This window comes from Pseudomonas sp. GW821-FHT09H03, from assembly GCF_059415945.1.
Genome location: NZ_JBWKOF010000008.1, coordinates 140,982 through 167,212 on the forward strand (window position 1 = coordinate 140,982; position 26,231 = coordinate 167,212).

Here is a 26,231-nt window from a genome sequence, read left to right on the forward strand (position 1 = left end):
TCGACCCTTCAGCAATAGCATTCGACTACACGTCTGCCCGGTATCCCCGGGCGGGCGGACAATCAAAAAAATAGGAGTAATCCATGCAATTTTTCGACGATTCCCTGCACCCCGAAAACATGGAGAAAGTGGTTATCACCGTGGCCCCGTACGGCCCTGAGTGGATGCCAGAAGACTTCCCTGAAGACATCCCGCTGACCATGGATGAACAAATCCAGAAAGCGGTCGAGTGCTATGACGCCGGCGCCACCGTTCTGCACTTGCACGTGCGTGAACTGGACGGCAAGGGTTCCAAACGTCTGTCCAAGTTCAACGAGCTGATCGCCGGTGTGCGTGCAGCAGTGCCGGACATGATCATCCAGGTCGGTGGTTCGATTTCCTTCGCTCCAGAAAGCGATGGCGAAGCCGCCAAGTGGCTGTCCGATGACACCCGCCACATGCTGGCCGAGCTGACCCCGAAACCGGATCAGGTCACGGTGGCAATCAACACCACCCAGATGAACATCATGGAACTGCTGTATCCGGAATACCTGGAAGGTACTTCCCTGGCCAACCCTGCCTTCCAGGCGGCCTACAGCGAAATGACCGTGCCAGCCGGCCCGGCCTGGGTGATCGAGCACCTCAAGCGCCTGATGGACAACGACATCCAGCCGCACTTCCAGCTGACCGGCATCCATGCCCTGGAAACCCTTGAGCGCCTGGTACGCAAAGGCCTCTACAAGGGTCCGATGAACCTGACCTGGATCGGCATCGGCGGCGGTTTCGACGGTCCGAACCCGTTCAACTTCTTCAACTTCATCCACCGCGTTCCGAACGGTTGCACCTTGACCTCCGAATCGCTGCTCAAGAACGTGCTGCCGTTCAACACCATGGCGATGTCCATGGGTCTGCACCCGCGCGTAGGCAATGAAGACACTATCATTGACCATAAGGGCGCTCGTTTCGGCTCGGTGGCGCAGATCAAGCAGACCGTGCGCATCGCTCACGAGCTGGGTCGCGAAATCGCCAATGGTAAAGAAGCCCGTGCGATCTATCGCATCGGCGAGAAGTACAACTCCATCGAAGAAACCCTGTTGGCCAACGGCATGGCCCCCAACCGCAAGGCTGGGCAGAAAGGTGTGCCGCAACGCGGCTGACCGGTAGCGAGGACGGGAGGTCGACGACCTCCCGTTCGCTGCAAAAGTAATACGCTGGATAACAACAATAAATAAAGCTTGAGGAGGCCCCATGGCCTTTACACCGATCGCCGCAGACGATGACGACTCCGGTTGCGTCGACGTCGCGCGTAAATATGCCTGGATTGTCTTCGCGCTGACCTTCGGCCTGTTGATTTCCGACTACATGTCACGCCAAGTACTTAACGCGGTGTTCCCGCTGCTCAAGAGCGAGTGGGCACTGAGTGACGGCCAGCTCGGCCTGCTCAGTGGCGTGGTCGCCCTGATGGTTGGCCTGCTGACGTTCCCGCTGTCGCTGATGGCTGACCGCTTCGGCCGGGTCAAGAGCCTGGCGCTGATGGCGATGCTGTGGAGTGTGGCCACCCTGGGCTGCGCCCTGGCGCAGGACTACCAGCAAATGTTCATCGCACGGTTCATGGTCGGCGTGGGCGAAGCTGCCTACGGCAGCGTGGGCATTGCGGTAGTGATTTCGGTGTTTCCGAAGCACATGCGCGCCACCCTCGCCAGTGCGTTCATGGCCGGTGGCATGTTCGGCTCGGTACTGGGCATGGCCCTGGGCGGCGCTATTGCTGCCAAGCTGGGCTGGCGCTGGTCGTTTGCCGGCATGGCGCTGTTTGGCCTGTGCCTGGCGGTGCTTTACCCGATCATCGTCAAGGAAGCGCGCATTGCTCCGCAGCGTGCTGCCCGGGCGATGGACAAGGTGGCAGCGGTCAAGCGTCCGCTGAGCACGCTGTGGTCCAGCCGTTCAGTGATTGCGACTTACGTCGGCAGCGGTTTGCAGCTGTTTGTGGGTGGCACGGTGATCGTGTGGATTCCGAGCTATCTCAACCGTTATTACGACATGCCTACGGGCAAGGCGGGCGGTATCGCCGCAATCATCGTGTTGTGCAGCGGCGCCGGGATGATCCTGTGCGGCATGCTCAGCGACCGCCTGTGCCGTCACTCGCCGGAGCGCAAGGTCAGCCTGGCCATTGCTTTCTGTCTGGGCAGTTGCCTGCTGCTGTCGGCGGCATTCGCCTTGCCAGCGGGGCCTGCGCAACTGGGCTTGATCTGTCTGGGCATGCTGATTGCCGCGGGTACCACTGGTCCTTGCGGGGCGATGGTCGCCAACCTGACCCATTACTCGGTGCATGGTACGGCGTTCGCTACCCTGACTCTGGCCAACAACTTGCTGGGCCTGGCGCCTGGTCCGTTCATCACTGGTCGCTTGTCCGACCTGATCGGCCTGCACGCGGCGTTTCAAGTGGTGCCCCTGATCAGCATTGCGGCAGCGGCCGTGTTCTTTTATGCCAAGTGTCATTACCAAAAAGATATCGCCCGATTAAAGGGTGAGAGCGTCACTGACTCCGTCAGTGGCGCCGCGTTAGAGGTGAAGTTGTGAGCGGTAGTTTACGTATAGATGTGTTTATCGATTTCATTTGCCCCTGGTGCCTGATCGGCAAGCGCCAGCTGGAGCGTGCGCAAGAAATGTTGCGCAGCAGCCAGCCGGACGTGCAGATCACCACCGTGTGGCACGGGGTGCAATTGCTGCCGCACATGCCGGCACAAGGCGAACCCTTTGCCGACTTTTACCTCAAGCGCCTGGGCAGTGCCGATGCTGTCAGCATGCGCCAGGCTCAGGTGAAAATGGCCGCAAGTGCTGTCGGGGTGTCCATCGACTTCAGCCGTATCAACACGATGCCCAACACAGCAGACGCTCATCGTCTGCTGGAGCGGGTAAACGCGCAGGGCACTGCCGCCCAGTGTGACGCATTGATCGAGCGACTGTTTGAAGCGTATTTCCACAACGGAGAGGATCTGGGTTGCCGTGAAACCCTGATCGCCATTGCCCGCTCGTGCGGCGTTGATGCGCAGATCGTGGCTGACTGCCTGCTGGGCGATGCCAGCCCTTATGACAGTCATCCGGCTGCTGCCAGTGGCGTGCCGAGTTTTCAGTTCGACGGGCGCCTGCAAGTCGTCGGCGCACAGCCTGCCGAGGCATTGCTCGCGGCTATGGGCGAAGCCTTGCGCGACAGTGAACGCAAGCGGAATCCGGCATGAGCAGGCGTATTCCCGTTCCTGCCAGCAAGCATCCGCAGGTCGGTGGCCGTGCGTTATTCGAGTTCGAGGACAAAAGCCTCGCACTGTTCAACGTCGATGGCGAGCTGTTCGCCATTGATGACAGCTGTCCCCATCAAGGTGCCTCGCTGTGTGGCGGTCGCCTTGAAGGCCGGGTGATTCAATGTTGTGCCCACGGCCTGCGTTTCAATCTACAGAGCGGCTATCTGCTCAATTCCACTCAGCTGAAAGTCGCTAACTACCCGGTCGAGATCATCGACGGCCAGGCGTTTATCGTCATCGTTACCGAGGAGTCCGCGCCATGAGCGCCATCGCTCTCACCCGTCTCCATGCCCGCACGCGCGAATTGGCGCCGGGTTTTATCGTCAGCCTGATCGTTGCGGCTGCCGCTTCGTTTTTGTCCGAGCACTACGGTGCGCCGGTCATGCTGTTTGCCTTGCTGCTGGGCATGGCGCTGAACTTCCTGGCGTCTGAAGGCCCTTGCAAGGCCGGCATCGAATTCACTGCCCGTACGGTACTGCGCATTGGCGTAGCCCTGCTGGGCATGCGCATCACCCTTGAGCAGATGGCGGCACTGGGCTGGAAGCCGGTAGCGCTGGTGGTGATTCTGGTGGTGGTAACTATCAGTGTCTCGGTGATCGCGGCCAAGTTCCTGGGCTTCTCGCGTCTGTTCGGCATGCTCACCGGCGGTGCGACTGCGATCTGTGGCGCTTCGGCGGCGTTGGCGCTGGCAGCGGCTTTGCCTAACCATCCGCAGAAAGAGCGCGCGACCTTGTTCACGGTGATCGGGGTGTCGGCACTGTCGACCCTGGCGATGATCGTGTACCCGATGATCGCCAACTATTTTTCGCTGTCGCCGCAGATGGCCGGGGTGTTCCTCGGGGCCACCATCCACGACGTCGCCCAGGTAGTCGGCGCCGGTTACAGCATGTCGACCGAGACCGGTGACACGGCCACCGTGGTCAAGCTGATGCGTGTCGCCATGCTGCTGCCGGTGATCGTCACCGCGGCCATGATTACCCGGATGCAAGGCGCCGACCCGACTGGCAAGCGTCCGCCGCTGCTGCCGTGGTTCGCCGTTGGATTCCTGATCCTGGCGTGCATCAACAGCACGGGCTGGATCGCTCCGGCAGTGCAGGGCGGGGTCAATGAGTTGTCGCGCTGGTGCCTGGTGATTTCCATCAGTGCCCTGGGCATGAAGACCCGCCTCAAGGAACTGGCGGCGGTCGGAATCAAGCCGATCCTGTTGATGGTAGGGGAGACGGTGTTCCTGGTACTGCTGGTGCTGCTGTTGCTGCACTGGGGTGCTTGAGAGCTCGACGGTAATACACCTGATGGCAGGGCTTCACTTGACTGACTCCTCGTCGCAGTGAAGCTCTTGGCCGGTGTCACAAACACCGGCCTTTGCGGCGACTGTACCAGCAGTCGCCGTTTTTTTTTGCGAGTTCGTTACGCAGCCCCGGGAAACACAGGGACAAGAAGGGTGAATTAGTGGTTGCTGCAAATATGACGCCGGAGGGCGCAAGCGGGAAAAGCGCAAAACCTGCAGGAGCGAGCACGCTCGCGAAAAAAACCGAGCGCGTCGCGGGCATCCAGGAAGCCTGCGTTATCGTTGACGACCATCGCGAGCGTGCTCGCTCCTATAGGGGGTGTTCCGGGTCGGGATCTGCCGCGTCTGCCTGAAGCCTTACAACGCCCGGTTTGTGCGTACTGCGCCAAACCGCCGGCGGCATGCCGAACTGGTTGATGAACCAGCGGGTGAAGGAGCTGGCCATGGAGTAGCCGAGCATGTCGGCGATGCGACTGAGCGGGTAGCTCGGGTTTTCCAGATAGCGCAGCACCAGGTCGCGGCGCACGTCGTTGATCACGTCGTTGAAGGCGCAGCCGTCGTCCTTGAGCCTGCGTTGCAGGGTGCGCACGTTCATGCCCTGGCTCTGGGCAATCTGTTCGATGGTCGCGCGCCCCATGGGCAGCAGCAGGTAGATGGCCTTGCGCACCTCAAACAGCATTGAGGTGTTTTCCTCGCCCTGCAGCGAGTCGAGGTAGCTCTGGGCGTAGCGCGCCATGGCCGGGTCGGCATGGGGGTTGGCCATGTCGAGACTGGTATTGGGGCAGACAATGCCATTGAACTCGCTGCCGAACTCCAGGTTGCAGTGAAACAGGCGGCGATGTAGCTGAAGGTTGTCGGGAGCCTGATGCATGAAGTTGACGCTGTAGGGGTGCCAGTGGCTGCCCAGCAGCGCGGCACAGAGGCGGAACATCACGCCGATGGCCAGCTCCGTGGCCTGGCGGCTGGGCATCGAAGAGTCGGTGACCACTTCTTCGCGAATGATCACCATCTTGCCGGCTTCTTCAACGAAAATGGCTAAAGAATTGTTCATCAGGTGCCGATAATGCAGCACCACCTGCAAGGCGTCGCGCAGGCTTCGCTGATGGCTCAGCAGCAGGCTGACCACCCCGAAGTCCGACAGTTGACGCGATTCGGCCATGTTCAGGCCAAAGCTCTGGCAGCCGCTGGCGACAGCCGAGTCTTCCAGCAGGCGCACCGCGGTATCGATGGGGATGCGCGTTTCAGGTGCCATCAACTGGGCCCTGCTCAGGCCAACGCCGGCCAATACCTCACGGGGGTTGAACCCCAGGTACTGGGTAACCTCCAGGTAGTTGGTCAAGACGGCGGCGCGAACAAGCTTGGTCATGCGAAGGTCTTTCCTTGGCCAATATGGTTGGCGTAATTGTAGTTATAAGTGTGGCGACTATATCCAGCGCTTTGGCGATTGAACAGTTGTGAAATGGTCCAACGCGCGCACGCCTGAGTGCTCCGAATCGTCTACGCTGCTGCTTCAAGGGTGCTTGATCCATTGATTACAGCGGCTTGGCACGCACCAGCGGTTTTTTTGACCGGTGGTCGCGGGCGACAAGTGTCCGACAATTTGTCATCAAAAGAAAAGTGCCTGACGTCCAATGTAAAGCGCCAGGGGTGGCCGCTCTTTAATGTCGACACTACAAAAAGCCCCTGGCAAAAGAGCCAGTCGAGTTATCGAGAAAGCGAAAGGTATTGACGTGGACAAACTGCAAACCGCTGCCACCGTTCTGATCGTACCCGGTCTGCGCGAGCACGTTGCCGAACATTGGCAGACGTTGCTTGAAGCCAGGCTGAGCAAGGTACGCAGTGTTCCGCCACTGGAAACCGACAAGCTCGATTGCATGGCGCGTGTGCGGGCGATCCAGCACGAACTCGAACAAATCGACGGCCCGGTGATTCTGGTCGCCCACAGTGCCGGCGTATTGATGGTCGCCCACTGGGCTGCGCACTTCAGCCGCCCGATCAAGGGCGCCCTGCTGGCCGCACCACCGGATCTGGATGCCAGCTGGCCGGCAAACTACCCTTCCCCTGAAACCCTGCGCAGCAGCGGTTGGGACCCTCTTCCTAAAGCCCCGCTGCCGTTTCGCAGCATCGTGGCCGCAAGTACCAACGATTACCTGGCCAGCCTGGATGCTGCCACTGACCTGGCTAAATGCTGGGGCGCCGAGTTGCTCAATCTGGGTGACGTCGGCCATCTCAATCCGGCTGCAGGATTTGGCCCCTGGCCCCAGGCTGAAGAGCTCATTCTGGAGCTGGACCGCTAGTACAGGAGCCGGTCTGGCCCCTTGCCAGCCGGCGTTTTGCCCTCGCTCCTGAAAGCGCAGTCCCGATGGGATTGCGGGAGGGCAGCTGCGCTTAAAACAAAAAAAATGGCGGAGACAACGCAATGCACAACACGCACAACAATAAGAGTTACTGCTTCACTGCGGCCCGTTACACCGTGCTGGCTTCGGCCATTATGGCGGCCTACATGCCGCTCGCTCATGGGGTAGAAATCGACACCGGCAACCCGGACTGGACTGCGCGTCTGGACAACACCGTCAAGTACAACTACGGCGTGCGCACCGAAAGTGCCGACAAACGCATGTTGGCATCGCCGAACAACAACGACGGCGACTACAACTTCCGCAAGGCCGGCACCAACATCACCAACCGTATCGACCTGTTGACCGAGATGGATGTGGTCTACAAGAACAGCATGGGCTTTCGCGTCAGTGCTGCCACCTGGTACGACAAGGCCTACGAGAACACCGGCTCCAACTCCAACCCGTTCGTCAACGGCAACGATGCACGCTCGGGCCTGGTCGCCAACGATCCACGTCTGGCCGGGGTCGTCAATGACAACGTCGGTAACGGCAGCTCGCACCTGAGCAACTATGCCCAGCGTTATTACACCGGCCCGTCCGGCGAAATCCTTGACGCCTTCGTGTTCTACAGCACGGAAGTGGGCGAAGAGTCGCTGCTGAGCTTCAAGGCCGGCCAGCACAACGTGTTCTGGGGCGAGACCATTCTCAACCCGGTGCACTCGATCAGCTACGGCCAGTCCGGCCTCGACCTGGCCAAGCTGGCCGCGTCACCGGGTACTGAAGCCAAGGAACTGTTCGTACCGCGCAACCAGCTGTCGACGACCTTCACCGTCAATCCCGAGCTGACCATTGGCGCCCAGTACTTCCTCGACTGGGATGCCGCGCGCCTGCCGGAAGCTGGCACCTATTACGGCGGTTCCGACCTGGTGGGCACCGGCGCGCAGTCGTTCCTGCTGGGCAACACCAACGGCATCGTTCCGGGCAGCCCGCTGGGTTGTGGCGTGGCCCCGTGCAACGCGCTGACCAACGTCCGTCGCGGCAATGACCTGACGCCGGACAAGCGCGGCGACTGGGGCGTCATGGCCAAGTGGTCGCCAGCCTGGCTGGACGGCACCCTCGGCGTCTACTACCGCGAAACGTCGGAAATCCTGCCGCAAGCCTGGCTGGATGCCCGCGGCGTCACGTCGGCCAGCGCCAACGGCACCCCGCCGGCAGGCGCAGTGCCAGGCGTGGTCAACATCCTCAACTCGCTGAACACCGCCACCTACCAGATGGCCTATGCTGACGACATCAAGATCGTCGGCCTGAGCCTGTCCAAGGATGTGGGCGGGGTGAGCGTGGGTTCGGACCTGAACGTTCGTCACAACATGCCGCTGGCCAGTATTCCGGCGATTGTCAGCAGCAGCAGTCCGTTGGGTCTGGGCAGAGGGCTTGGCTTGTTGCCGGCACGTACCGCCGCCACCGGTGTGATTTACGACACGCCCAAAGATGGCGACAGCATGGCCGCCACCGGCGACACCTTGCACTGGACGCTCAACGGTCTGATGACCCTGCCGAAAACGCCTGTGTTTGACTCGGCGACCGTGCTCGCAGAGCTGTACTACAGCAACCTGCTCAAGCTCGATAGCAAGAACGAGGCGCTCTACAAAGGCAAGGATACCTATCGCGGCATCGACAAGGCGACCCGCGACAACTGGGGCCTGGCACTTAACTTCACACCGACCTGGTACCAGGTATTCCCGGGTGTTGACCTCAACGCCCCAATGTCGATCAACATCGGTCTTGATGGTGTGTCGCCGGTTTCCGGTGGCGGTGCCAAGGACACCGGTAACTACGCAGTCGGCATGGGTGCCGTTGTGTACAACAAATACTTTGTCGACCTGAAGTACGTGGACGCCTTCGGCAAGGCCGACAAGTGCAACAACAGTGGTGTGAGCACCGGACCAACTGGTGGTGACGGCTCGACACCCAACGCCTTCAGCGGCAACGAAAACTACGCCTGCTACGCCGGTGGCTACTCAGCCTTCTCCGGTGGTGGTGCTACGACTGAAGACCGTGGCGCTGTTTACCTGACGATGAAAACCACCTTTTGATGCACCACTTCTTACTTAATGTAAGCAGGAGAATAACAAGATGAAATTTGCACAAACCGTGTTGGCCGCTTCGCTGGCGATGATCCTCGCCGGCCAGGCACAGGCCGCTGTATCGGCTAAGGAAGCCGCCAAGCTGGGCACCAGCCTGACCCTGGTCGGCGCTGAAAAAGCCGGCAATGCCGATGGCTCCATCCCTGCCTACGACGGTGGCCTGACCACCCCGCCTGCCAGTTTCAAGGCCGGTGACAGCATGCGTCCGGATCCTTTTGTGAACGAGAAGCCAGTGCTGGTGATCGACGGCAAGAACGTCGATCAGTACAAAGGCATGCTCACCGCCACCACCGTGGAGCTGGCCAAGCGTTTCCCCAGCTTCCACGTCAACGTATACCCGACTCACCGTACCGTCTCGCTGCCTAAGGCGGTGCTGGACAATGGCGTGAAAAACGCCACCGGTGCCAAGGCACTGGAAGGTGGCCTGGCCATCGACAACGTGTTGCCTGGTGTGCCGTTCCCGATTCCTCAGTCGGGTAACGAAGCCATGTGGAACTTCCTGTTGCGTTACCAGGGTGTGAGCATGAGCTCCAAGTACGACTCCTGGAACGTTGACTCCGCCGGCGTTGCGAGCCTGGCCACTACCGGGCAGGCGTTCATCTCCTATCCGATCTACGAGAACCTGTCGCAGCCGATCAGCGGCTCCGATGTGTACTACCAGATGAAGCTGGCTTACACCGGTCCTGCACGCCGGGCCGGCGAAGCGATGATGCTCAAGGACGCCGCCAACCCGCTGCAACAGCCACGTCGCGCCTGGCAGTACCTGCCGGGCCAGCGCCGCGTCAAGCTGGCACCGAACCTGGCTTACGACACGCCTAACCCAGGCACCGCCGGCGCGGGCACCTATGACGACGCTTTCGTGTTCAACGGTGCGCTGGATCGCTACGACTGGAAGGTGGTCGGCAAGCAGGAAATGTACGTGCCTTACAACACCTACAAGCTGACCTACGTCCAGGACCCGAAGTCGATCACGACGCCGAACCACCTGGCTCCGGAGTTCGTGCGCTGGGAGAAACACCGCGTGTGGGTGGTCGAGGGCAATCTGAAGGCTGGCGCTCGTCACATCTACCAGAAGCGTCGCTTCTACCTCGACGAAGACAGCTGGAGCGCTTTGGCCTCGGATCAGTATGACGCCCGTGGTCAGCTGTACCGTGGTTCGTTCGCCTTCCTCAGCCAGAGCTATGACAAGCAGGTACCGGACGCCACGCCGTTCATGATCTATGACCTGGTGGGCGGTTCCTACAACATCAACGGTGTAGTCGGCCCGTACGGCGGCATCCAGTACATCGATCCGCTCTCCAAGGCTCAGTGGTCGTCGGAATCCCTGGCGGGCGCCGGCATTCGCTAAGCAAGCTCAATTGTAGGAACAAGTCTCCTCGCGATGAACGCAAGATCACCGCGGGGAGCCAGATATCCCGCGTCATCGTTAACGTCTATCGCGAGCATGCTCGCTCCTACAAAAAGGCGACGGACCTGTAGGGGCGAGCATGCTCGCGATGCACGCAAGATCCCCGCGGGGAGCCAGACATCCCGCGTCATCGTTAACGACCATCGCGAGCATGCTCGCTCCTACAGAAAGGCGAAGCAGTTTTGAAGAGGACGCAGTATGTGTTCGTATAAAAATAATATTGTGCAACTGACCCTCGGTGTTGTGCTCTGCCTGCTGCAGGGTGCCGCCCAGGCCGCCGATTATGTCGACGTCCTGGATCTGCCAGCCAAGGTCAGCGCCCTGGCGGGTAAAAGCCCGCTGTCCGGCGTAGCCCGTGCGGGCGAACGCGTGGTGGTGGTTGGCCAGCGCGGTCACATCCTGTTTTCCGACGATTCCGGCAAGCAATGGCAACAGGCCGTTGTGCCAGTCAGCGCCGACCTTACGGCGGTGAGTTTTCCAACGGCTACCCAAGGCTGGGCAGTGGGCAACGACGGCGTGGTGCTGCACAGCAGCGATGCCGGCGCGACCTGGGCCAAGCAGCTCGATGGCCGTCAGATCGGCGATTTGCTGATCAAACATTATTCCGCTTTGGCCACTGCCGAACCGGACAACGAAACGTGGCCCGGCCTGGTCGCCGAAGGCCAGCGCCTGGTTGAACAGGGCGCCGACAAACCGTTGCTCGACGTGTGGTTCGCCAACGACAAGCTCGGCTATGTGGTGGGCGTGTTCAACCTGATCCTGCGCACCGAGGATGGCGGCCAGACCTGGACCCCGTTCCAGGATCGCACTGACAACCCACAGGGTTTCCATCTCAACGCCATTGCCTCCACCGGCGATGCTTTGTACATCGCCGGCGAGCAGGGCCTGCTACTCAAATGGGACGAGAGCGCGCAGCGCTTCACCGTCCTGGAAACACCGTATCAAGGCAGCTTCTTCGGCGTGCTCGGCAAGCCGGGCGAAGTGCTGGTGTACGGCTTGCGCGGCAACGTGCTGCGCAGCACCGATGGCGGCCAAAGCTGGACCGCACTGGATACTGGCCTGCACGTCAGCATTACCTCCGGCCTGGTCGATGCCAGCGGCAAGTACCGCTTGTTCACCTTGGGTGGGCAGATGCTGGTCAGCCAAGGCAGCGGCGAGCAGTTGCACCTGGTGCGCAAACCGGCACCGACCCCCATAGCCGGCGCAACGCAGTCCGCTGCTGGCGCACTGGTGGTGGCAGGCAGCCGTGGCGTCCAGGCGCTGTCCGTCGATCCAGACCTCGAACCCTAAGAGCGAGAACCCAGTCATGGGCAACATAAAACAAGAAGCCATGCCGGTGATCCGCGACCTGCGCGATTTCGACCAGAACTCCGGCAATCGCCTGGAACGCCTGGTGTTCAACTTCCGCCCGCTGTTCATGCTGCTGATGGCGCTGGCCACCGTGGTGCTGGGCTTCATGGCGGTGACCCGCCTGGAGCTGCGTCCCAGCTTCGAAAAAATGATTCCGCAGAGCCAGCCGTACATCCAGAACTTCCTCGAGAACCGCGCGTCCTTGCGCGGCCTGGGCAACTCGGTGCGGGTGGTGGTGGAAAACACCCAGGGCGATATCTTCGACCCCGAGTACCTGGACGTGCTCAAGCAGGTCAACGACCAGTTGTTCCTCACCGAAGGTGTCGACCGCGCCTGGATGAAGTCGCTGTGGAGCCCGGCAGTACGCTGGACCGAAGTCACCGAGCAAGGCTTCCAGGGTGGCCCGGTAATGCCCGACACCTACTCGGGGCAGCCGGAACAGATCGAACAACTGCGCCAGAACATCTCCCGCGCCGGCATCGTCGGCAGCCTGGTGGCCAGCGACTTCAAGTCGAGCATGCTCATCGTGCCGCTGCTCGATAAAGCTGCTGCGGGCGGCCAGCGCATCGACTACCACGCCTTTTCGCAGATGCTCGAAGAGCAATTGCGCGACAAGATCGAATATGCCGGCGACAGCGCCGCGCGTAAATCCGGGGAAGAGGGCAAGGGCAAGTACAAGGTGCGGGTGATCGGTTTCGCCAAGCTGATGGGCGACCTGATCGACGGCCTGATCCAGGTGATGATGTTCTTCGGCCTGGCCGTGATCACCTCGCTGATCATCATCTACGCCTACACCCGTTGCGTGCGCAGCACGATGCTGGTGGTCGGCTGCTCGCTGATCGCGGTGGTCTGGCAACTGGGCATCGTCGCCTGGCTGGGCTACGCCATCGACCCGTACTCGGTACTGGTGCCGTTCCTGATCTTCGCCATCGGTGTGTCCCACGCCGCGCAGAAGATGAACGGCATCATGCAGGACATCGCCCGCGGCACCCACAAGCTGATCGCTGCGCGCTACACCTTCCGCCGTCTGTTCATTGCCGGTGTGACCGCCTTGCTCGCCGATGCGGTGGGTTTTGCCGTGCTGATGCTGATCGACATCCCGGTGATCCAGGACCTGGCGATCACCGCCAGTATCGGTGTCGCGGTATTGATCTTCACCTCGCTGCTGCTCATGCCAGTGGCGCTGTCCTACGTCGGCGTTGGCGCCAAGGCGGCCGAGCGCGCGCTGAAAATCGACAACCGTGCCGAACGCAACAAAGGCTTTGGCAAACTGTGGGCGATGCTCGATCGCTTCACCACGCGCAAGTGGGCCATCGGTGCGGTACTGGTCGCGTTGCTGATGGGCATCGGCGGCTTCATGGTCAGCCTGCAGTTGAAAATCGGCGACCTGGAAAGCGGTGCGCCGGAGTTGCGCGCCGACTCGCGTTACAACATCGATAACGCCTACATCACCAGCCACTACGCACTGTCCAGCGACCTGTTCGCGGTGATGATCAAGACCGCCCCGGAAGGCTGCCTGAACTACAAGACCCTGGTCCTGGCCGACCGCCTGGCCTGGGAACTGCAGCAGTACCCGGGCGTGCAGGCGACCTCCTCGCTGGTCAACGCTGTGCGCCAGATCACTGCCGGTACCTACGAAGGCAACCCCAAGCTCAACAGCATCCAGCGCAACCAGGACGTGTTGAACTACGCCGCCCAGCAAGCCTCGGTCAACTCGCCGGAGCTGTTCAACAACAATTGCTCGCTGATGCCGGTGATTGCCTTCCTCAAGGATCACAAGGCTGAAACCCTGGATGCCGTGGTGGCGATTGCCGACAAGTTCGCCAAGGAAAACAGCACCGACGATCGCCAGTTCCTGCTCGCCGCTGGTAGCGCCGGCATCGAGGCCGCGACCAACATCGTGGTGCGCGAAGCCAACCACACCATGCTGCTTTACGTGTATGCGGCGGTGACGCTGTTCTGCCTGATCACCTTCCGCAGCTGGAGGGCGACCCTGGTGGCATTGCTGCCGCTGATGCTGACCTCGATCCTCTGCGAAGCCTTGATGGTAGCCATGGGCATCGGTGTGAAAGTGGCAACGTTGCCGGTAATCGCCCTGGGGGTGGGTATCGGGGTGGACTACGCCTTGTACCTGCTCAGCGTGCAATTGCACTTCCAGCGCCAGGGCATGCCGCTGTCCCAGGCCTACCGCAATGCGGTGTCGTTCACCGGCCGCGTGGTTGGTCTGGTCGGCATCACCCTGGCTGCCGGTGTGGTGTGCTGGGTCTGGTCGCCGATCAAGTTCCAGGCCGACATGGGCATCCTGCTGACCTTCATGTTCCTGTGGAACATGCTCGGTGCGCTGATCCTGATTCCGGCGCTGTCGTACTTCCTGCTGCGCGAACGTGTGCCGATGCCTGATGTAGATGACGCAGACGCACCAGCCGATAACACCGAAATGTCTCAACGTCCCGGCGTTACCAATGCCATGACAATTTCCGAGTAAGTAACGATGTCTGAATACAAAGCTCCATTGCGCGACATGCGCTTCGTCCTCAACGAGGTTTTTGACGTATCCCGTCTGTGGGCCGAGTTGCCTGGCCTGGCCGATGTGATCGACGAAGAAACGGCTGCCGCTATCCTTGAAGAAGCAGGGAAAATCACTGGTGAAGTGATTGCCCCGCTGAACCGCAGCAGCGATGAGCAAGGCTGCACCTGGAGCAATGGCGCTGTGTCTGCGCCGGACGGTTTCGCCGCGGCCTACCAGGCCTTCGCCGAAGGCGGCTGGGTAGGTGTGGGTGGTGATCCGGAGTTTGGTGGCATGGGCATGCCCAAGGCCATTTCGGCGCAGGTCGAGGAAATGGTCAACTCGGCCAGCCTGTCCTTCGGTCTGTACCCGATGCTGACGGCGGGCGCCTGCCTGTCGATCAAGGCGCACGCCAGCGAAGAGCTGAAGGCCGCCTACCTGCCGAACATGTACGCCGGCACCTGGACCGGTTCGATGTGCCTGACCGAAGCCCACGCCGGTACCGACCTGGGGCTGATCCGCACCAAGGCCGAACCCCAGGCCGACGGCAGCTACGCGATCAGCGGCAGCAAGATCTTCATCACCGGTGGCGAGCACGACCTGACCGAGAACATCATCCACCTGGTCCTGGCACGCCTGCCGGACGCACCGGCCGGGCCTAAAGGTATCTCGCTGTTCCTGGTGCCCAAGGTGCTGGTCAATGCCGACGGTTCCCTGGGCGAGCGCAACGCGCTGTCCTGCGGTTCGATCGAACACAAGATGGGCATCAAGGCCTCCGCTACCTGCGTGATGAACTTCGACGGCGCCACCGGCTGGATCGTCGATGCGCCGAACAAGGGCCTGGCGGCGATGTTCACCATGATGAACTACGAGCGTCTGGGTGTTGGCATCCAGGGTCTGGCGCAAGGCGAGCGTTCCTACCAGAACGCCGTGGCCTACGCCCGTGACCGCCTGCAAAGCCGTGCGCCGACCGGTGCGCAGAACAAGGACAAGTCCGCCGACCCGATCATCGTCCACCCGGACGTACGTCGTATGCTGTTGACCATGAAAGCCTTGAACGAAGGCGGTCGTGCATTCTCCAGCTACGTGGCCCTGCAACTGGACATCGCCAAGTACAGCGAAGACGCCGCCGCCCGTACCCGCGCGCAAGAACTGGTAGCGCTACTGACCCCGGTGGCCAAGGCGTTCCTCACCGACATGGGTCTGGAAACCACCATCCACGGCCAGCAGGTGTTTGGTGGCCACGGCTTTATCCGCGAGTGGGGCCAGGAGCAACTGGTGCGTGATGTGCGCATCACCCAGATCTACGAAGGCACCAACGGCATCCAGTCCCTGGACCTGGCCGGGCGCAAGATCGTCGGCAGCGGCGGCGCACTGTATCGCCTGTTCGCCACCGAGATTCGCGATTTCACCGCCGGCGCCAGCGCCGACCTCGCTGAGTTCATCCAGCCGTTGAATGCCGCCGTCGACACCCTCGACGACCTGACTGCATGGCTGCTGGACCGCGCTCAACAGAACCCGAATGAAATCGGTGCGGCCTCGGTCGAGTACCTGCAAGTGTTCGGCTACACCGCCTATGCCTACATGTGGGCACTGATGGCCAAGGCGGCCAAGGACAAGCAAGGCGAAGACGACTTCTACACCAGCAAGCTGGCCACTGCGCGCTTCTACTTCGCCCGCCTGCTGCCGCGCATTCACTCGTTGAGCGCATCGGCCAAGGCCGGCAGCGACTGCCTCTATCAACTGGATGCAGCGCAGTTCTAAGAACTGCGCCTACGCATAGAAAGGATCAGGAACAAATACCCATGATGGCGACAAAAATAATCCCGCCGGCCGACGGTGCCTACACCTATCCCTTGCTGATCAAGCAACTGCTGCTGTCCGGTGAGCGCTACGAGCCGGGCCGGGAAATCGTCTACGCCGACAAACTGCGCTACAGCTACAAGACGCTCAACCAGCGCATCCGCCGCCTGGCCAATGCGCTGACGGCAGCCGGCGTTAAAGCTGGCGACACCGTGGGCCTGCTGGACTGGGACAGCCACCGCTACCTGGAATGCTTCTTCGCCGTACCGATGATCGGCGCGGTGCTGCACACCGTGAACATTCGCCTGTCCCCGGATCAGGTGCTCTACACCATGAACCACGCCGAGGACGACCTGGTGCTGGTGCATGATGACTTCCTGCCGCTGGTCGAGCAGGTTCAGGATCGCCTGACCACCGTCAAAGGCTTCATCCAGCTCACCGATGACAGCGCCGCCGAGACTTCGCTGCCGGTACTGGGCGAATACGAGCAGTTGCTGTGCGCGGCGTCGGACCAGTACGAGTTCCCGGACTTCGACGAGAACTCGGTGGCGACCCTGTTCTACACCACCGGCACCACCGGCGCGCCTAAAGGGGTGTACTTCACCCATCGCCAACTGGTTCTGCACACCCTCAATGCCGCCGGTACCCTGGGTGGTTATCAAGGCCAGCCACTGCTGCGCTCCGATGACGTGTACATGCCGATCACGCCGATGTTCCACGTGCATGCCTGGGGCGTGCCTTATGTCGCGACCCTGATGGGCATCAAGCAGGTCTACCCTGGCCGCTATGAACCCAACAGCCTGGTCCGGCTGCACCGCGAAGAGAAGGTGACCTTCTCCCACTGCGTGCCGACCATTTTGCAAATGATCCTCAACTGTGAGGAAGGCAAGGCCGCCCGTTTCGACGGCTGGAAAATGCTCCTGGGCGGCAGCGCGCTGACCCTCGGCATCGCCAGCGACGCCAGCGCCAAAGGCATGGTGGTACACGCCGGCTACGGCATGTCGGAAACCTGCCCGTTGCTGTGCCTGACCTACCTGCGTGATGAAGACCTCAAGCTGCCGATGCAAGGTCAGCTGCCGATCCGCATCAAGACCGGCACGCCGGTGCCGATGGTCGACCTGAGAATCGTCGACGGCAATGGCAAAGACGTCGCCCACGATGGTGAGTCTCTGGGCGAGATCGTTGTGCGTGCGCCATGGCTGACCCAAGGCTATCTGAAGGAGCCGGAAAAAGGCGCCGAGCTCTGGGAAAACGGCTGGCTGCACACCGGCGACCTGGCTTCCATCGACGCCATGGGTGGCGTGGAAATCAAGGACCGCATCAAGGACGTGATCAAGACTGGCGGCGAGTGGATCAGCTCCCTGGACCTTGAGAACCTGATCAGCGAGCACGAGGCTGTCATGTCCGTCGCGGTGGTGGGTATTGCCGACGAGCAATGGGGCGAACGCCCGATGGCGCTGGTGGTGTGCGAGCCTGGCCAGTACCTGGACCGCAAGATCCTCGAAGCCCATCTGCAGACCTTCGTTGAATGCGGTCGCATCAACAAGTGGGCGATTCCCAAGCAGTTCAAGTTCGTCACCGAAATCCCCAAGACCAGCGTTGGCAAGATCAACAAAAAGCTGATCCGCGAAAGCGAAACCAACTGAGCCTCAAATCCTCGGGCGCTGCCTCTTTGAGTGCATGCGCTGCCGGGGAGGGATAAGCCTGTCATTACCTCGGTGGCAGGCGGATTCTGGATAGCATCGGCGGGCTTATCTTTGCCATAGTCATGGCAAGACAAACCGCTGAGCGCCATGCCGACGGCGAGCAGGGCAGGGGAAATCCGCTGATGGATCAGCGGATTTCTCACTGTCGTGCGCATCCAGCCAGGTTTGCGTTCATTGACGGGCAGCGCTCGGTTGCTCGCAAGTGAAAGTCGAGCGGCTAATTCTGGCACTTGTGCCAAGCTCATTGGTGCCCAATCGCCTGTCGCCCAGGCAATCCAGAGGAAACCCATGACATGAACCTCATCCGCTCAAAAAACGTCCGCCGTGAATTCTACAAAGCCGTGTGGTTCTACTTCCGCGTGGTCTGGCCGATCTTTTCCATATTGATTGTGCTGATCGTCGCGCTCGGGCTGATCATCGGTCACCTGGAAGGCTGGGCGCCCTATGACGGTATCTACTTTGGCTTCGTGACCGGTTTGACCATCGGCTACGGCGAGCTTGTGCCCAAGCTGCCGATCTCACGGGTATTGGCAATTATCCTCGGTTTCAACGGAGTACTGATGACCGCGATTTTTGCGGCGATCAGCGTGCGGGCGATTGAAGCTACGATCGGGGCCGACAAAGACCAGGGCCCGGAGTAACCCTGTCTATATCAGCGACACCGTCCCACTGTAGGAGCGAGCACGCTCGCGATGGACGCTAACGATAACGCGGGCTTCCTGGCTAAACGCAGCGCTCTTTAATCCATCGCGAGCAGGCTCGCTCCTGCAGTTTTTTCAGCCTGCTCCACCGAGTACAAGTCCACGCCCTGATGTTCCGTCTGCCAGGCGCTTGTCATCACACACAACCCCCCTGTAGGAGCGTAATGCTGTTCACTTAAGCAGGGTCACACACTTGTGGCGAGGGGGCTTGCCCCCGTGGGTCGCGGAGCGGCCCCAATACTTGCCACCGAGGTGTATCAGGTACGTCGCGTGTTATGGTTTTACGACTGCTCCGCAGCCGAACGGGGGTAAACCCCCTCGCCACAAGGTGTGCCCCCCGCTTAAGTGAACAGTATTACCCTGTAAGAGCGAGCACGCTCGCGATGGTCGCTAACGATAACGCGGGCTTCCTGGCTAACCGCAGCACCTGTAGGAGCGAGCACGCTCGCGATGGACGCTAACGATAACGCGGGCTTCCTGGCTAACCGCAGCACCTGTAGGAGCGAGCATGCTCGCGATGGTCGTTAACGATAACGCGGGCTTCCTGGCTAAACGCAGCACCTGTAGGAGCGAGCATGCTCGCGATGGACGCTAACGATAACGCGGGCTTCCTGGCTAAACGCGGTGCTCTTTAGTCCATCGCGAGCAGGCTCGCTCCTGCAGTTTTTTCAGCCTGCTCCACCGAGTACAAGTCCACGCCCTGATGTTCCGTCTGCCAGGCGCTTGTCATCACACCCCCCCCCTGTAGGAGCGTAATGCTGTTCACTTAAGCAGGGTCACACACTTGTGGCGAGGGGGCTTGCCCCCGTGGGGCGCGGAGCGGCCCCAAAACCTGCCACCGAGGTGTATCAGGTACGTCGCGTGTTATGGTTTTACGACTGCTCCGCAGCCGAACGGGGGTAAACCCCCTCGCCACAAGGTGTGCCCCCCGCTTAAGTGAACAGTATTACCCTGTAAGAGCGAGCATGCTCGCGATGGTCGTTAACGATAACGCAGGCTCCCTGGCTAACCGCAGCACCTGTAGGAGCGAGCACGCTCGCGATGGTCGTTAACGATAACGCGGGCTTCCTGGCTAAACGCGGCGCTCTTTAGTTCCTCGCGAGCATGCTCGCTCCTACAGTTTTTCAGCCTGCAGGTCAGGGGTATCGCCCAGGGTTTTGTAAATCTAAGCCCCCCAACCCGCCCCACTCACCGCCGCCTGCACCAGCGGATGCAATTGCGCCCCCTGATGCTCCATCTGCCAGGCCAACAACTCCTTGCGCATGCTCGGCGCCCAATACATCTGCAGATGATTACGCACGCCCAGCACCGCCTGCTCCTGGTCCGGCTGGCTGGCAAAGTACTGGGCGATCTGGTTGGCCATCTTGATCAGGTTGTCCGTACTCATCGGCGTACCTCCGCTTTATCACCACGGGCGTGTCGACGATCCTTGAGCAATCGGTCCTGTTCGTCACTGAATGCCTGGAAGCGCTTCTGCCACTCCGACGGGTGATACACGCGGCTGACTTCCACCGCCGTCACCTTGTACTCCGGACAGTTGGTGGCCCAGTCGGAGTTATCGGTGGTAATCACGTTGGCCCCCGATTCAGGGAAGTGGAACGTGGTGTACACCACGCCCGGCGCGACCCGTTCGGTGATCCGCGCCCGCAATACCGTCTGCCCGGCACGGCTGCCAATACCAACCCAGTCCCCATCGTTGATACCACGGCTTTCAGCGTCGGTCGGATGGATTTCCAGCCGGTCTTCGTCATGCCAGGCCACGTTCTCTGTACGCCGGGTTTGAGCGCCAACGTTGTACTGGCTGAGGATGCGCCCGGTGGTCAGCAGCAGCGGATAACGACTGTTGACCTTCTCCTCGGTCGGCACGTACCCGGTCAGCATGAAACGCCCCTTGCCACGCACGAACTCCTCGATGTGCATGGTCGGCGTACCGTCCGGTGCCGCCGCGTTGCACGGCCATTGCAGGCTGCCGTGGCGATCCAGTTCGGCGTAGCTGACGTTGGTGAAGGTCGGCGTCAGGCGGGCTATTTCATCCATGATTTGCGATGGATGCTGGTAGTGCATCGGGTAGCCCAAAGCGTTGGCCAGCGCCACCGTACCTTCCCAGTCGGCCTTGCCGCCCAGCGGGTCCATGACCTTGCGCACCCGCGAGATACGTCGTTCGGCGTTGGTAAAGGTGCCGTCTTTTTCCAGGAACGAAGCGCCCGGCAAAAACACATGGGCGAACTTCGCGGTTTCGTTGAGGAAAATATCCTGCACCACCACGCATTCCATGGCCGACAGCGCCGCAGTGACGTGCTGGGTATTCGGATCGCTCTGGGCGATGTCCTCGCCCTGGCAATACAGGCCCTTGAAACTGCCGGCCAATGCCGACTCGAACATGTTGGGGATACGCAGGCCCGGCTCGGCCTGCAGAGTAACGTTCCACGCCTGCTCGAACTGCGTGCGCACCACCTCGTTGGAGATGTGCCGGTAGCCAGGCAACTCGTGGGGGAACGAGCCCATGTCACAGGAGCCCTGAACGTTGTTCTGCCCCCGCAGCGGGTTCACGCCCACGCCTTCGCGGCCGATGTTACCGGTGGCCATGGCCAGGTTGGCAATGCCCATGACGGCGGTGCTGCCCTGGCTGTGCTCAGTAACACCGAGTCCGTAGTAGATCGCCGCATTACCGCCAGTAGCATACAAACGCGCAGCGGCACGAATGTCGGCAGCAGGCACACCGCAGATCGCGCCCAGCATTTCCGGCGAATTTTCCGGCCGGCTGACGAACTCGCGCCAGTTGGCGAAATCACTGCCCTCGCAACGGGCGTCGATAAAGGCCTGATTGAGCAAGCCTTCGGTGACGATCACATGCGCCAATGCGTTGAGCATGGCGACGTTGGTGCCGGGGCGCAGAGCCAGGTGCAGTTCAGCACGGGCATGCACCGAATCCACCAGATCAATGCGGCGTGGATCGATGACGATCAGCCGAGCGCCTTCACGCAGACGGCGCTTGAGCTGGGAAGCGAATACCGGGTGCGCATCGCTCGGGTTCGCGCCCATCACCAGAATCACGTCAGCCTGCATCACCGAGTCGAAACTCTGGGTGCCGGCGGACTCGCCCAACGTTTGCTTCAGGCCATAACCAGTCGGCGAATGGCAAACCCGCGCACAGGTGTCGACGTTGTTATTGCCGAACGCCGCGCGTACCAGTTTCTGCACCAGATAGGTTTCTTCGTTGGTGCAGCGGCTGGAGGTAATCCCACCAATGGAGTCGCGACCATATTTTTGCTGTAAACGACGGAATTCACTGGCGGCGTAGGTTACCGCTTCATCCCAACTGACTTCCTGCCAAGGGTCGTTGATGTGCTGGCGGATCATCGGCTTGGTAATGCGATCCGGGTGGGTGGCGTAGCCCCAGGCAAAGCGCCCCTTGACGCAGGAGTGGCCGTGGTTGGCCTGGCCGTTCTTGTCCGGAACCATGCGCACCAACTGGTCGCCTTTCATCTCGGCGCGGAACGAACAGCCCACGCCGCAATAGGCGCAGGTGGTGATCACGCTGCGTTCGGGTTGACCCAGTTCGACCACGCTTTTTTCCATCAGGGTCGCAGTCGGGCAGGCTTGCACACAGGCGCCGCAGGACACGCATTCCGAATCGAGGAAGTTATCCCCACCCGCAGCGGCCACCCGGGATTCAAAACCGCGCCCGGTAATGGTTAGGGCAAAGGTGCCCTGGGTTTCTTCACAGGCGCGCACGCAGCGGTTGCAGACGATGCACTTGCTCGGGTCGTAGTCGAAGTAAGGGTTGGATTTGTCCTTCACATCGGCCAGATGGTTGTCGCCTTCGTAGCCGTAACGCACCTCCCGCAGACCGACCTGACCGGCCACGGTTTGCAGCTCGCAGTTGCCGTTGGCCGAGCAGGTCAGGCAGTCCAGCGGGTGATCGGAGATGTACAACTCCATCACGTTGCGCCGCAGGGTCGCGAGCTTCGGCGTCTGGGTGTGCACGCTCATGCCTTCAGTCACTGGCGTGGTGCAGGACGCGGGGTAGCCGCGCATGCCGTCGATCTCCACCAGGCACATGCGGCAGGAGCCGAAGGCTTCCAGGCTGTCGGTGGCGCAGAGTTTGGGAATGGTGGTGCCCAGCAGCGCAGCGGCGCGCATCACCGAAGTGCCTTCGGGAACGCTGATGCTGCGGCCGTCGATGTTCAGGGTGACTTGCACCTGGCTGTCGCGGGCGGGAGTACCAAGGTCAATGTCTGTATTCGGGTCGAAGAGAGTGATCATTGCTCGGCCTCCGGGGGCAACAAGCCGAAGTCGGCGGGGAAGTGCTTGAGGGCGCTGGCGACCGGAAAGGACACCATGCCGCCCAACGCGCACAGCGAACCGTATTGCAGGGTGTCGCACAGGTCCTTGAGGATGATCACCTGCTCATCGCGCCCGTTCGGGTCTTGCGCGGCCAGCAACCGGTCGATTACCTCCACGCCCCGGGTCGAGCCGATGCGGCACGGCGTGCATTTGCCACAGGATTCCTCGGCGCAGAACTCCATGGCGAAGCGCGCCATGTGAGCCATGTCCAAGGTGTCGTCCGCCACCACCACACCACCGTGACCGAGCATCGCGCCGATGGCGGCAAAGGCTTCGTAATCCAGCGGCGTGTCGAATTGCGACGGCGGCACCCAGGCGCCGAGCGGGCCACCCACCTGCGCAGCCTTCAACGGCCGACCACTGGCGGTGCCGCCGCCGTAGTCTTCCACCAGTTCGCGCAGGGTCAGGCCAAAGGCTCGTTCCACCAGGCCGCCGCGACGGATATTGCCCGCCAACTGGAAGGGCATGGTGCCCAGGGAACGGCCCATGCCGTAATCGCGATAGAACTGTGCGCCCTTGGCTAGAATCAGCGGCACCGAGGCTAAAGTCAGCACGTTATGCACAAGCGTCGGCTGGCCGAACAATCCCTTCAAGGCGGGGATAGGCGGCTTGGCGCGCACGATTCCGCGCTTGCCTTCGAGGGAGTCCAGCAGCGCGGTTTCTTCACCGCAGATGTAGGCGCCGGCACCGACCCGCACTTCCATATCGAAAGCCTGACCGCTGCCGCCGACATTGGCGCCGAGGTAACCATTCTTCCGGGCAATCTCCAGCGCGTTGCGCAGGATGGCCACGGCATCCGGGTATTCCGAGCGCACATAGATGTAGCCGTAGGTGGCGCCGACGCACAGGCCGGCAATGGCCATCCCTTCGATCAGCAGGAAGGGGTCGCCTTCCATCAGCATGCGGTCGGCAAAGGTGCCCGAGTCACCTTCGTCGGCGTTGCACACGATGTACTTTTGCGCCGCTTCAGTCGCGCGCACCGTGCGCCACTTGATCCCGGCGGGGAAGGCCGCGCCGCCACGGCCACGCAGGCCTGAGTCGAACACTTCAGTCGCAGTCCGTTCGCCACCGAGGATGACGGCTCTTTTCAAACCCTCGAAACCGCCATGATCCAGGTAATCGTCGATGTACAGCGGCTGTGTGATGCCGGCGCGGGCAAACAGCAGGCGTTGTTGAGTCTTCAGATAGGGCAACTCTTCCACCAGACCCAGGGCCAATGGATGAGCAGACGGCTCGCCTTTCAGGGCTTCGAGCACTGACGGTACATCGTCAGCACTCAGTGGGCCGAAGCCGAAACGACCTTGCGGCGTGTCCACTTCCAGCAATGGTTCCAGCCAGTACAGGCCACGCGAACTGGTGCGGTTTATCACCAGCGGCACGACGCGCCCCCGGCCATGGATGATAAGGGCCTCCACAACCTCTTCGGCACCCACGGCACGGGCTACCGAATCACCAGACACATAGAAAGCGGGCATTATGCGTCCTCCCGGCAAGCATCAAGCAAGGCATCCAGACGCTCTGCACTCAACCGCGCATGCACCCGGCCATCCAGCTCCAGCGCCGGCGAACAGGCGCAAGCCCCCAGGCAATACACCGGCCGCAAACTGATGCTGCCATCGGCGCTGCTGCCCTGATCGTCCAGTTGCAGACGTTCGCGCAACTGCGCCGCCAACTGCTCGGCACCACGACTCTTGCACGACTCGGCCCGGCACAGCCGCAGGATATGCCGCGCGGGCGGCGCGGTACGGAAGTCATGGTAAAAACTGATCACCCCACGAACCTCGGCCTGACTCTGGTTCAGCGCATGGGCAATCTCGGGGACGGCGGCATCGGGGATGTACCCAATGCGCTCCTGAATATCATGAAGAATGGGCAACAGCGCACCCGCAGAGCCCTTGTGGCGCTCCAGCAGGCTGTTGACCAAAGGCAGGTGCAACTCAACATCAGGCATTCAGCAATCCTCACGGTCACGGACACACAAGAGGGTAGTCGGTTGTCCGGAAGTGTTGGCTGCGGCACTCACACCACGTCACGGCATCGTGGCAATTTGGCCGTTGGCCAGGGCACCCTGAGCGGGCATCTTGTTGTGCCCGGTGCGGTCTTCGCCGCACCTCGACTGGGCATAAAGGGCAGCTTGCCACGCCGCTATTGATCCAACTGCACCAAAGCGACGTGTTTGGTTCTGCCTACGACTATCCATTAAGTCTAGATGAGTGAGACGCGGGGCGTTCACACACTGGCCTGATGCCCAAAGAGCCTGTCGATGCCTGATGTATAGCAAGCATTACAGGCGAGAAGAAGTATCAGAACCGTGAGCAATTCTACGGAGCAGATGCACTGATCCAATCCGTCATAACCCGAAAGCGTTCCCCTCTGACCCAAACACAAAAAAGCCCCGAAAACCTCGAGGCCGACCCCAAATCCCAGCCCCCACCCAAATCCCCCTGTGGGAGCCAGCCTGCTGGCGATAGCGCCAGCCCTACCACCACCAATGCTGAAGCTGCACCCAAACCCACTCAAACACCGCAGCCAAACAATGCCCGCCAGCCCACCGCAACCCTCCCCCCTGTGGGAGCGAGCCTGCTCGCGAAAACGCCAGCCCAGCCAACATCAATGCTGAAGCTAGCCACTACCCCTCAACCTCCACCGCCACCCGCATGTGTGTCACCAAAGCCAGTGTTCAATGCGAAGTCAAAGTTGCCACATCATCAGGCTGGCTCAGTCCGGCATTTCATTCGGGCCTTCTTGTCATGAAACACGGAAGTCCTCCAATCCAACACCACACCCGCCCCCTGTAGGAGCGAGCATGCTCGCGAAAAACCCAAGGCAACCACCACGCCCGCTGAATGTCCAAGCCCCCCGCAACCAAACCCACCCCTACAAGCGTCATGCCTGACGCCAGAAACCCAGAACCTACCCTTCAGCCTCCGCCGCCCGCTTGGACATCGGCCCAACCGTCCGATCCCGCTCCAGCACCTTCACCGCATCATCCACCAACGCCTTACTCATCGACGTCAAATAATGCGCAGCCCAGGCATGGCGGTCGGTATCCCTGGCATAGGCGGCATCTTCAGTGAGCGTCTTGGCCAGGAATAGAAAATCAGAAGCCATCGACAACGCATCACCGAGCGGAACACCGCGAGTGACGTGGAACAGTGGTTGATCGGAGCAGTAGATGGCAGGCGTCAGGCCAATGGTTTTGAGTTCAGTTTGTTCGGTCATTGGCCACCTCCGAGAATGGAGAGGCAACGGGGGAGGGCGTTACACGATTGGGAACCGCCTAGAGAGAAAAGCCAAATTTCAAACGGATTGATACTGCGCATTATCCAACTCCTTGATATGAGGAGCTGCCACGTTCGTTTCC

Annotated in this window: 19 protein-coding genes; 13 read left to right on the forward strand and 6 right to left on the reverse strand. The window is 61.1% G+C overall.

Annotated elements, in window-relative coordinates; all coding sequences use genetic code 11:
* Positions 1–83 precede the first annotated feature (83 nt).
* The 5 genes from AC07OG_RS13545 (at position 84) to AC07OG_RS13565 (ending at position 4,545) form a co-directional block, all read left to right on the forward strand.
* Positions 84–1,136 carry a beta-keto acid cleavage family enzyme gene (locus AC07OG_RS13545; protein ID WP_060543067.1) on the forward strand — a complete coding sequence of 351 codons (1,053 nt, stop codon included), beginning with the start codon at positions 84–86 and terminating at the stop codon, positions 1,134–1,136.
* Between the two features lie 91 nt (positions 1,137–1,227).
* Positions 1,228–2,556 (forward strand): MFS transporter, encoded by a 1,329-nt coding sequence (locus AC07OG_RS13550; RefSeq protein ID WP_495067244.1) that lies wholly within the window; start codon positions 1,228–1,230, stop codon positions 2,554–2,556.
* Positions 2,553–3,215: a DsbA family oxidoreductase gene (locus tag AC07OG_RS13555; RefSeq protein WP_495067245.1), complete on the forward strand. Its 663-nt coding sequence runs from the start codon at positions 2,553–2,555 to the stop codon at positions 3,213–3,215. The genes AC07OG_RS13550 and AC07OG_RS13555 overlap by 4 nt, the downstream gene beginning before the upstream one ends.
* Positions 3,212–3,538, forward strand: a complete 327-nt coding sequence (locus AC07OG_RS13560) for a Rieske (2Fe-2S) protein (protein WP_060543070.1) — start codon at positions 3,212–3,214, stop codon at positions 3,536–3,538. Before AC07OG_RS13555 ends, AC07OG_RS13560 begins: the two co-directional genes overlap by 4 nt.
* Positions 3,535–4,545: a YeiH family protein gene (locus AC07OG_RS13565; RefSeq protein ID WP_495067246.1), complete on the forward strand. Its 1,011-nt coding sequence runs from the start codon at positions 3,535–3,537 to the stop codon at positions 4,543–4,545. Before AC07OG_RS13560 ends, AC07OG_RS13565 begins: the two co-directional genes overlap by 4 nt.
* Positions 4,546–4,873: 328 nt before the next feature.
* Here the strand turns inward: AC07OG_RS13565 and AC07OG_RS13570 are convergent, their stop codons facing one another.
* Positions 4,874–5,929, reverse strand: coding sequence for an AraC family transcriptional regulator (locus tag AC07OG_RS13570; RefSeq protein WP_495067247.1), 1,056 nt, complete (start codon positions 5,927–5,929; stop codon positions 4,874–4,876).
* Positions 5,930–6,293: 364 nt separating this feature from the next.
* Here AC07OG_RS13570 and AC07OG_RS13575 point away from each other — a divergent pair, with 364 nt between their 5' ends.
* The 8 genes from AC07OG_RS13575 (at position 6,294) to AC07OG_RS13610 (ending at position 18,460) form a co-directional block, all read left to right on the forward strand.
* Positions 6,294–6,860: an RBBP9/YdeN family alpha/beta hydrolase gene (locus tag AC07OG_RS13575; protein WP_060543073.1), complete on the forward strand. Its 567-nt coding sequence runs from the start codon at positions 6,294–6,296 to the stop codon at positions 6,858–6,860.
* Between the two features lie 122 nt (positions 6,861–6,982).
* Complete coding sequence (locus AC07OG_RS13580) at positions 6,983–8,995, forward strand: DUF1302 domain-containing protein (RefSeq protein WP_495067248.1); 2,013 nt, start codon at positions 6,983–6,985, stop codon at positions 8,993–8,995.
* A 40-nt stretch (positions 8,996–9,035) separates the two neighbouring features.
* Entirely contained in the window at positions 9,036–10,394 is a 1,359-nt protein-coding gene (locus tag AC07OG_RS13585) for a DUF1329 domain-containing protein (protein WP_495067249.1), read from the forward strand.
* Positions 10,395–10,652: 258 nt separating this feature from the next.
* Entirely contained in the window at positions 10,653–11,744 is a 1,092-nt protein-coding gene (locus AC07OG_RS13590; protein WP_495067250.1) for a WD40/YVTN/BNR-like repeat-containing protein, read from the forward strand.
* Positions 11,745–11,760: 16 nt separating this feature from the next.
* Positions 11,761–14,289 carry an efflux RND transporter permease subunit gene (locus AC07OG_RS13595; RefSeq protein ID WP_495067251.1) on the forward strand — a complete coding sequence of 843 codons (2,529 nt, stop codon included), beginning with the start codon at positions 11,761–11,763 and terminating at the stop codon, positions 14,287–14,289.
* A gap of 6 nt (positions 14,290–14,295) precedes the next feature.
* Entirely contained in the window at positions 14,296–16,074 is a 1,779-nt protein-coding gene (locus tag AC07OG_RS13600) for an acyl-CoA dehydrogenase C-terminal domain-containing protein (RefSeq protein ID WP_060543078.1), read from the forward strand.
* Between the two features lie 41 nt (positions 16,075–16,115).
* Positions 16,116–17,759: a fatty acid--CoA ligase gene (locus tag AC07OG_RS13605; RefSeq protein ID WP_218425572.1), complete on the forward strand. Its 1,644-nt coding sequence runs from the start codon at positions 16,116–16,118 to the stop codon at positions 17,757–17,759.
* A gap of 353 nt (positions 17,760–18,112) precedes the next feature.
* Entirely contained in the window at positions 18,113–18,460 is a 348-nt protein-coding gene (locus AC07OG_RS13610; protein ID WP_495067252.1) for a potassium channel family protein, read from the forward strand.
* Between the two features lie 1,225 nt (positions 18,461–19,685).
* Here AC07OG_RS13610 and AC07OG_RS13615 read toward each other — a convergent pair.
* The 5 genes from AC07OG_RS13615 to AC07OG_RS13635 form a co-directional block, all read right to left on the reverse strand.
* Positions 19,686–19,907: a formate dehydrogenase subunit delta gene (locus AC07OG_RS13615; RefSeq protein WP_218425570.1), complete on the reverse strand. Its 222-nt coding sequence runs from the start codon at positions 19,905–19,907 to the stop codon at positions 19,686–19,688.
* Positions 19,904–22,786, reverse strand: coding sequence for a formate dehydrogenase subunit alpha (gene fdhF, locus AC07OG_RS13620; RefSeq protein ID WP_495067253.1), 2,883 nt, complete (start codon positions 22,784–22,786; stop codon positions 19,904–19,906). The genes AC07OG_RS13615 and fdhF overlap by 4 nt, the downstream gene beginning before the upstream one ends.
* The gene (locus tag AC07OG_RS13625; RefSeq protein ID WP_495067254.1) at positions 22,783–24,342 is read right to left on the reverse strand and encodes a formate dehydrogenase beta subunit; all 1,560 of its coding nucleotides are present in this window, start codon (positions 24,340–24,342) and stop codon (positions 22,783–22,785) included. The genes fdhF and AC07OG_RS13625 overlap by 4 nt, the downstream gene beginning before the upstream one ends.
* Entirely contained in the window at positions 24,342–24,818 is a 477-nt protein-coding gene (locus AC07OG_RS13630; protein ID WP_495067255.1) for a formate dehydrogenase subunit gamma, read from the reverse strand. Before AC07OG_RS13630 ends, AC07OG_RS13625 begins: the two co-directional genes overlap by 1 nt.
* Positions 24,819–25,780: 962 nt before the next feature.
* Positions 25,781–26,089 carry a DUF3077 domain-containing protein gene (locus AC07OG_RS13635; RefSeq protein WP_495067256.1) on the reverse strand — a complete coding sequence of 103 codons (309 nt, stop codon included), beginning with the start codon at positions 26,087–26,089 and terminating at the stop codon, positions 25,781–25,783.
* Positions 26,090–26,231: the final 142 nt, after the last annotated feature.

Coding starts and splice junctions, on each gene's coding strand:
- AC07OG_RS13610 (WP_495067252.1), top strand. CDS start 18,113: ATGAACCTCATCCGCTCAAAAAACGTCCGCCGTGAATTCTACAAAGCC.
- AC07OG_RS13595 (WP_495067251.1), top strand. CDS start 11,761: ATGGGCAACATAAAACAAGAAGCCATGCCGGTGATCCGCGACCTGCGC.
- fdhF (WP_495067253.1), bottom strand. CDS start 22,786: ATGATCACTCTCTTCGACCCGAATACAGACATTGACCTTGGTACTCCC.
- AC07OG_RS13600 (WP_060543078.1), top strand. CDS start 14,296: ATGTCTGAATACAAAGCTCCATTGCGCGACATGCGCTTCGTCCTCAAC.
- AC07OG_RS13570 (WP_495067247.1), bottom strand. CDS start 5,929: ATGACCAAGCTTGTTCGCGCCGCCGTCTTGACCAACTACCTGGAGGTT.
- AC07OG_RS13545 (WP_060543067.1), top strand. CDS start 84: ATGCAATTTTTCGACGATTCCCTGCACCCCGAAAACATGGAGAAAGTG.
- AC07OG_RS13630 (WP_495067255.1), bottom strand. CDS start 24,818: ATGCCTGATGTTGAGTTGCACCTGCCTTTGGTCAACAGCCTGCTGGAG.
- AC07OG_RS13560 (WP_060543070.1), top strand. CDS start 3,212: ATGAGCAGGCGTATTCCCGTTCCTGCCAGCAAGCATCCGCAGGTCGGT.
- AC07OG_RS13605 (WP_218425572.1), top strand. CDS start 16,116: ATGATGGCGACAAAAATAATCCCGCCGGCCGACGGTGCCTACACCTAT.
- AC07OG_RS13635 (WP_495067256.1), bottom strand. CDS start 26,089: ATGACCGAACAAACTGAACTCAAAACCATTGGCCTGACGCCTGCCATC.
- AC07OG_RS13565 (WP_495067246.1), top strand. CDS start 3,535: ATGAGCGCCATCGCTCTCACCCGTCTCCATGCCCGCACGCGCGAATTG.
- AC07OG_RS13585 (WP_495067249.1), top strand. CDS start 9,036: ATGAAATTTGCACAAACCGTGTTGGCCGCTTCGCTGGCGATGATCCTC.
- AC07OG_RS13615 (WP_218425570.1), bottom strand. CDS start 19,907: ATGAGTACGGACAACCTGATCAAGATGGCCAACCAGATCGCCCAGTAC.
- AC07OG_RS13625 (WP_495067254.1), bottom strand. CDS start 24,342: ATGCCCGCTTTCTATGTGTCTGGTGATTCGGTAGCCCGTGCCGTGGGT.
- AC07OG_RS13550 (WP_495067244.1), top strand. CDS start 1,228: ATGGCCTTTACACCGATCGCCGCAGACGATGACGACTCCGGTTGCGTC.
- AC07OG_RS13580 (WP_495067248.1), top strand. CDS start 6,983: ATGCACAACACGCACAACAATAAGAGTTACTGCTTCACTGCGGCCCGT.
- AC07OG_RS13590 (WP_495067250.1), top strand. CDS start 10,653: ATGTGTTCGTATAAAAATAATATTGTGCAACTGACCCTCGGTGTTGTG.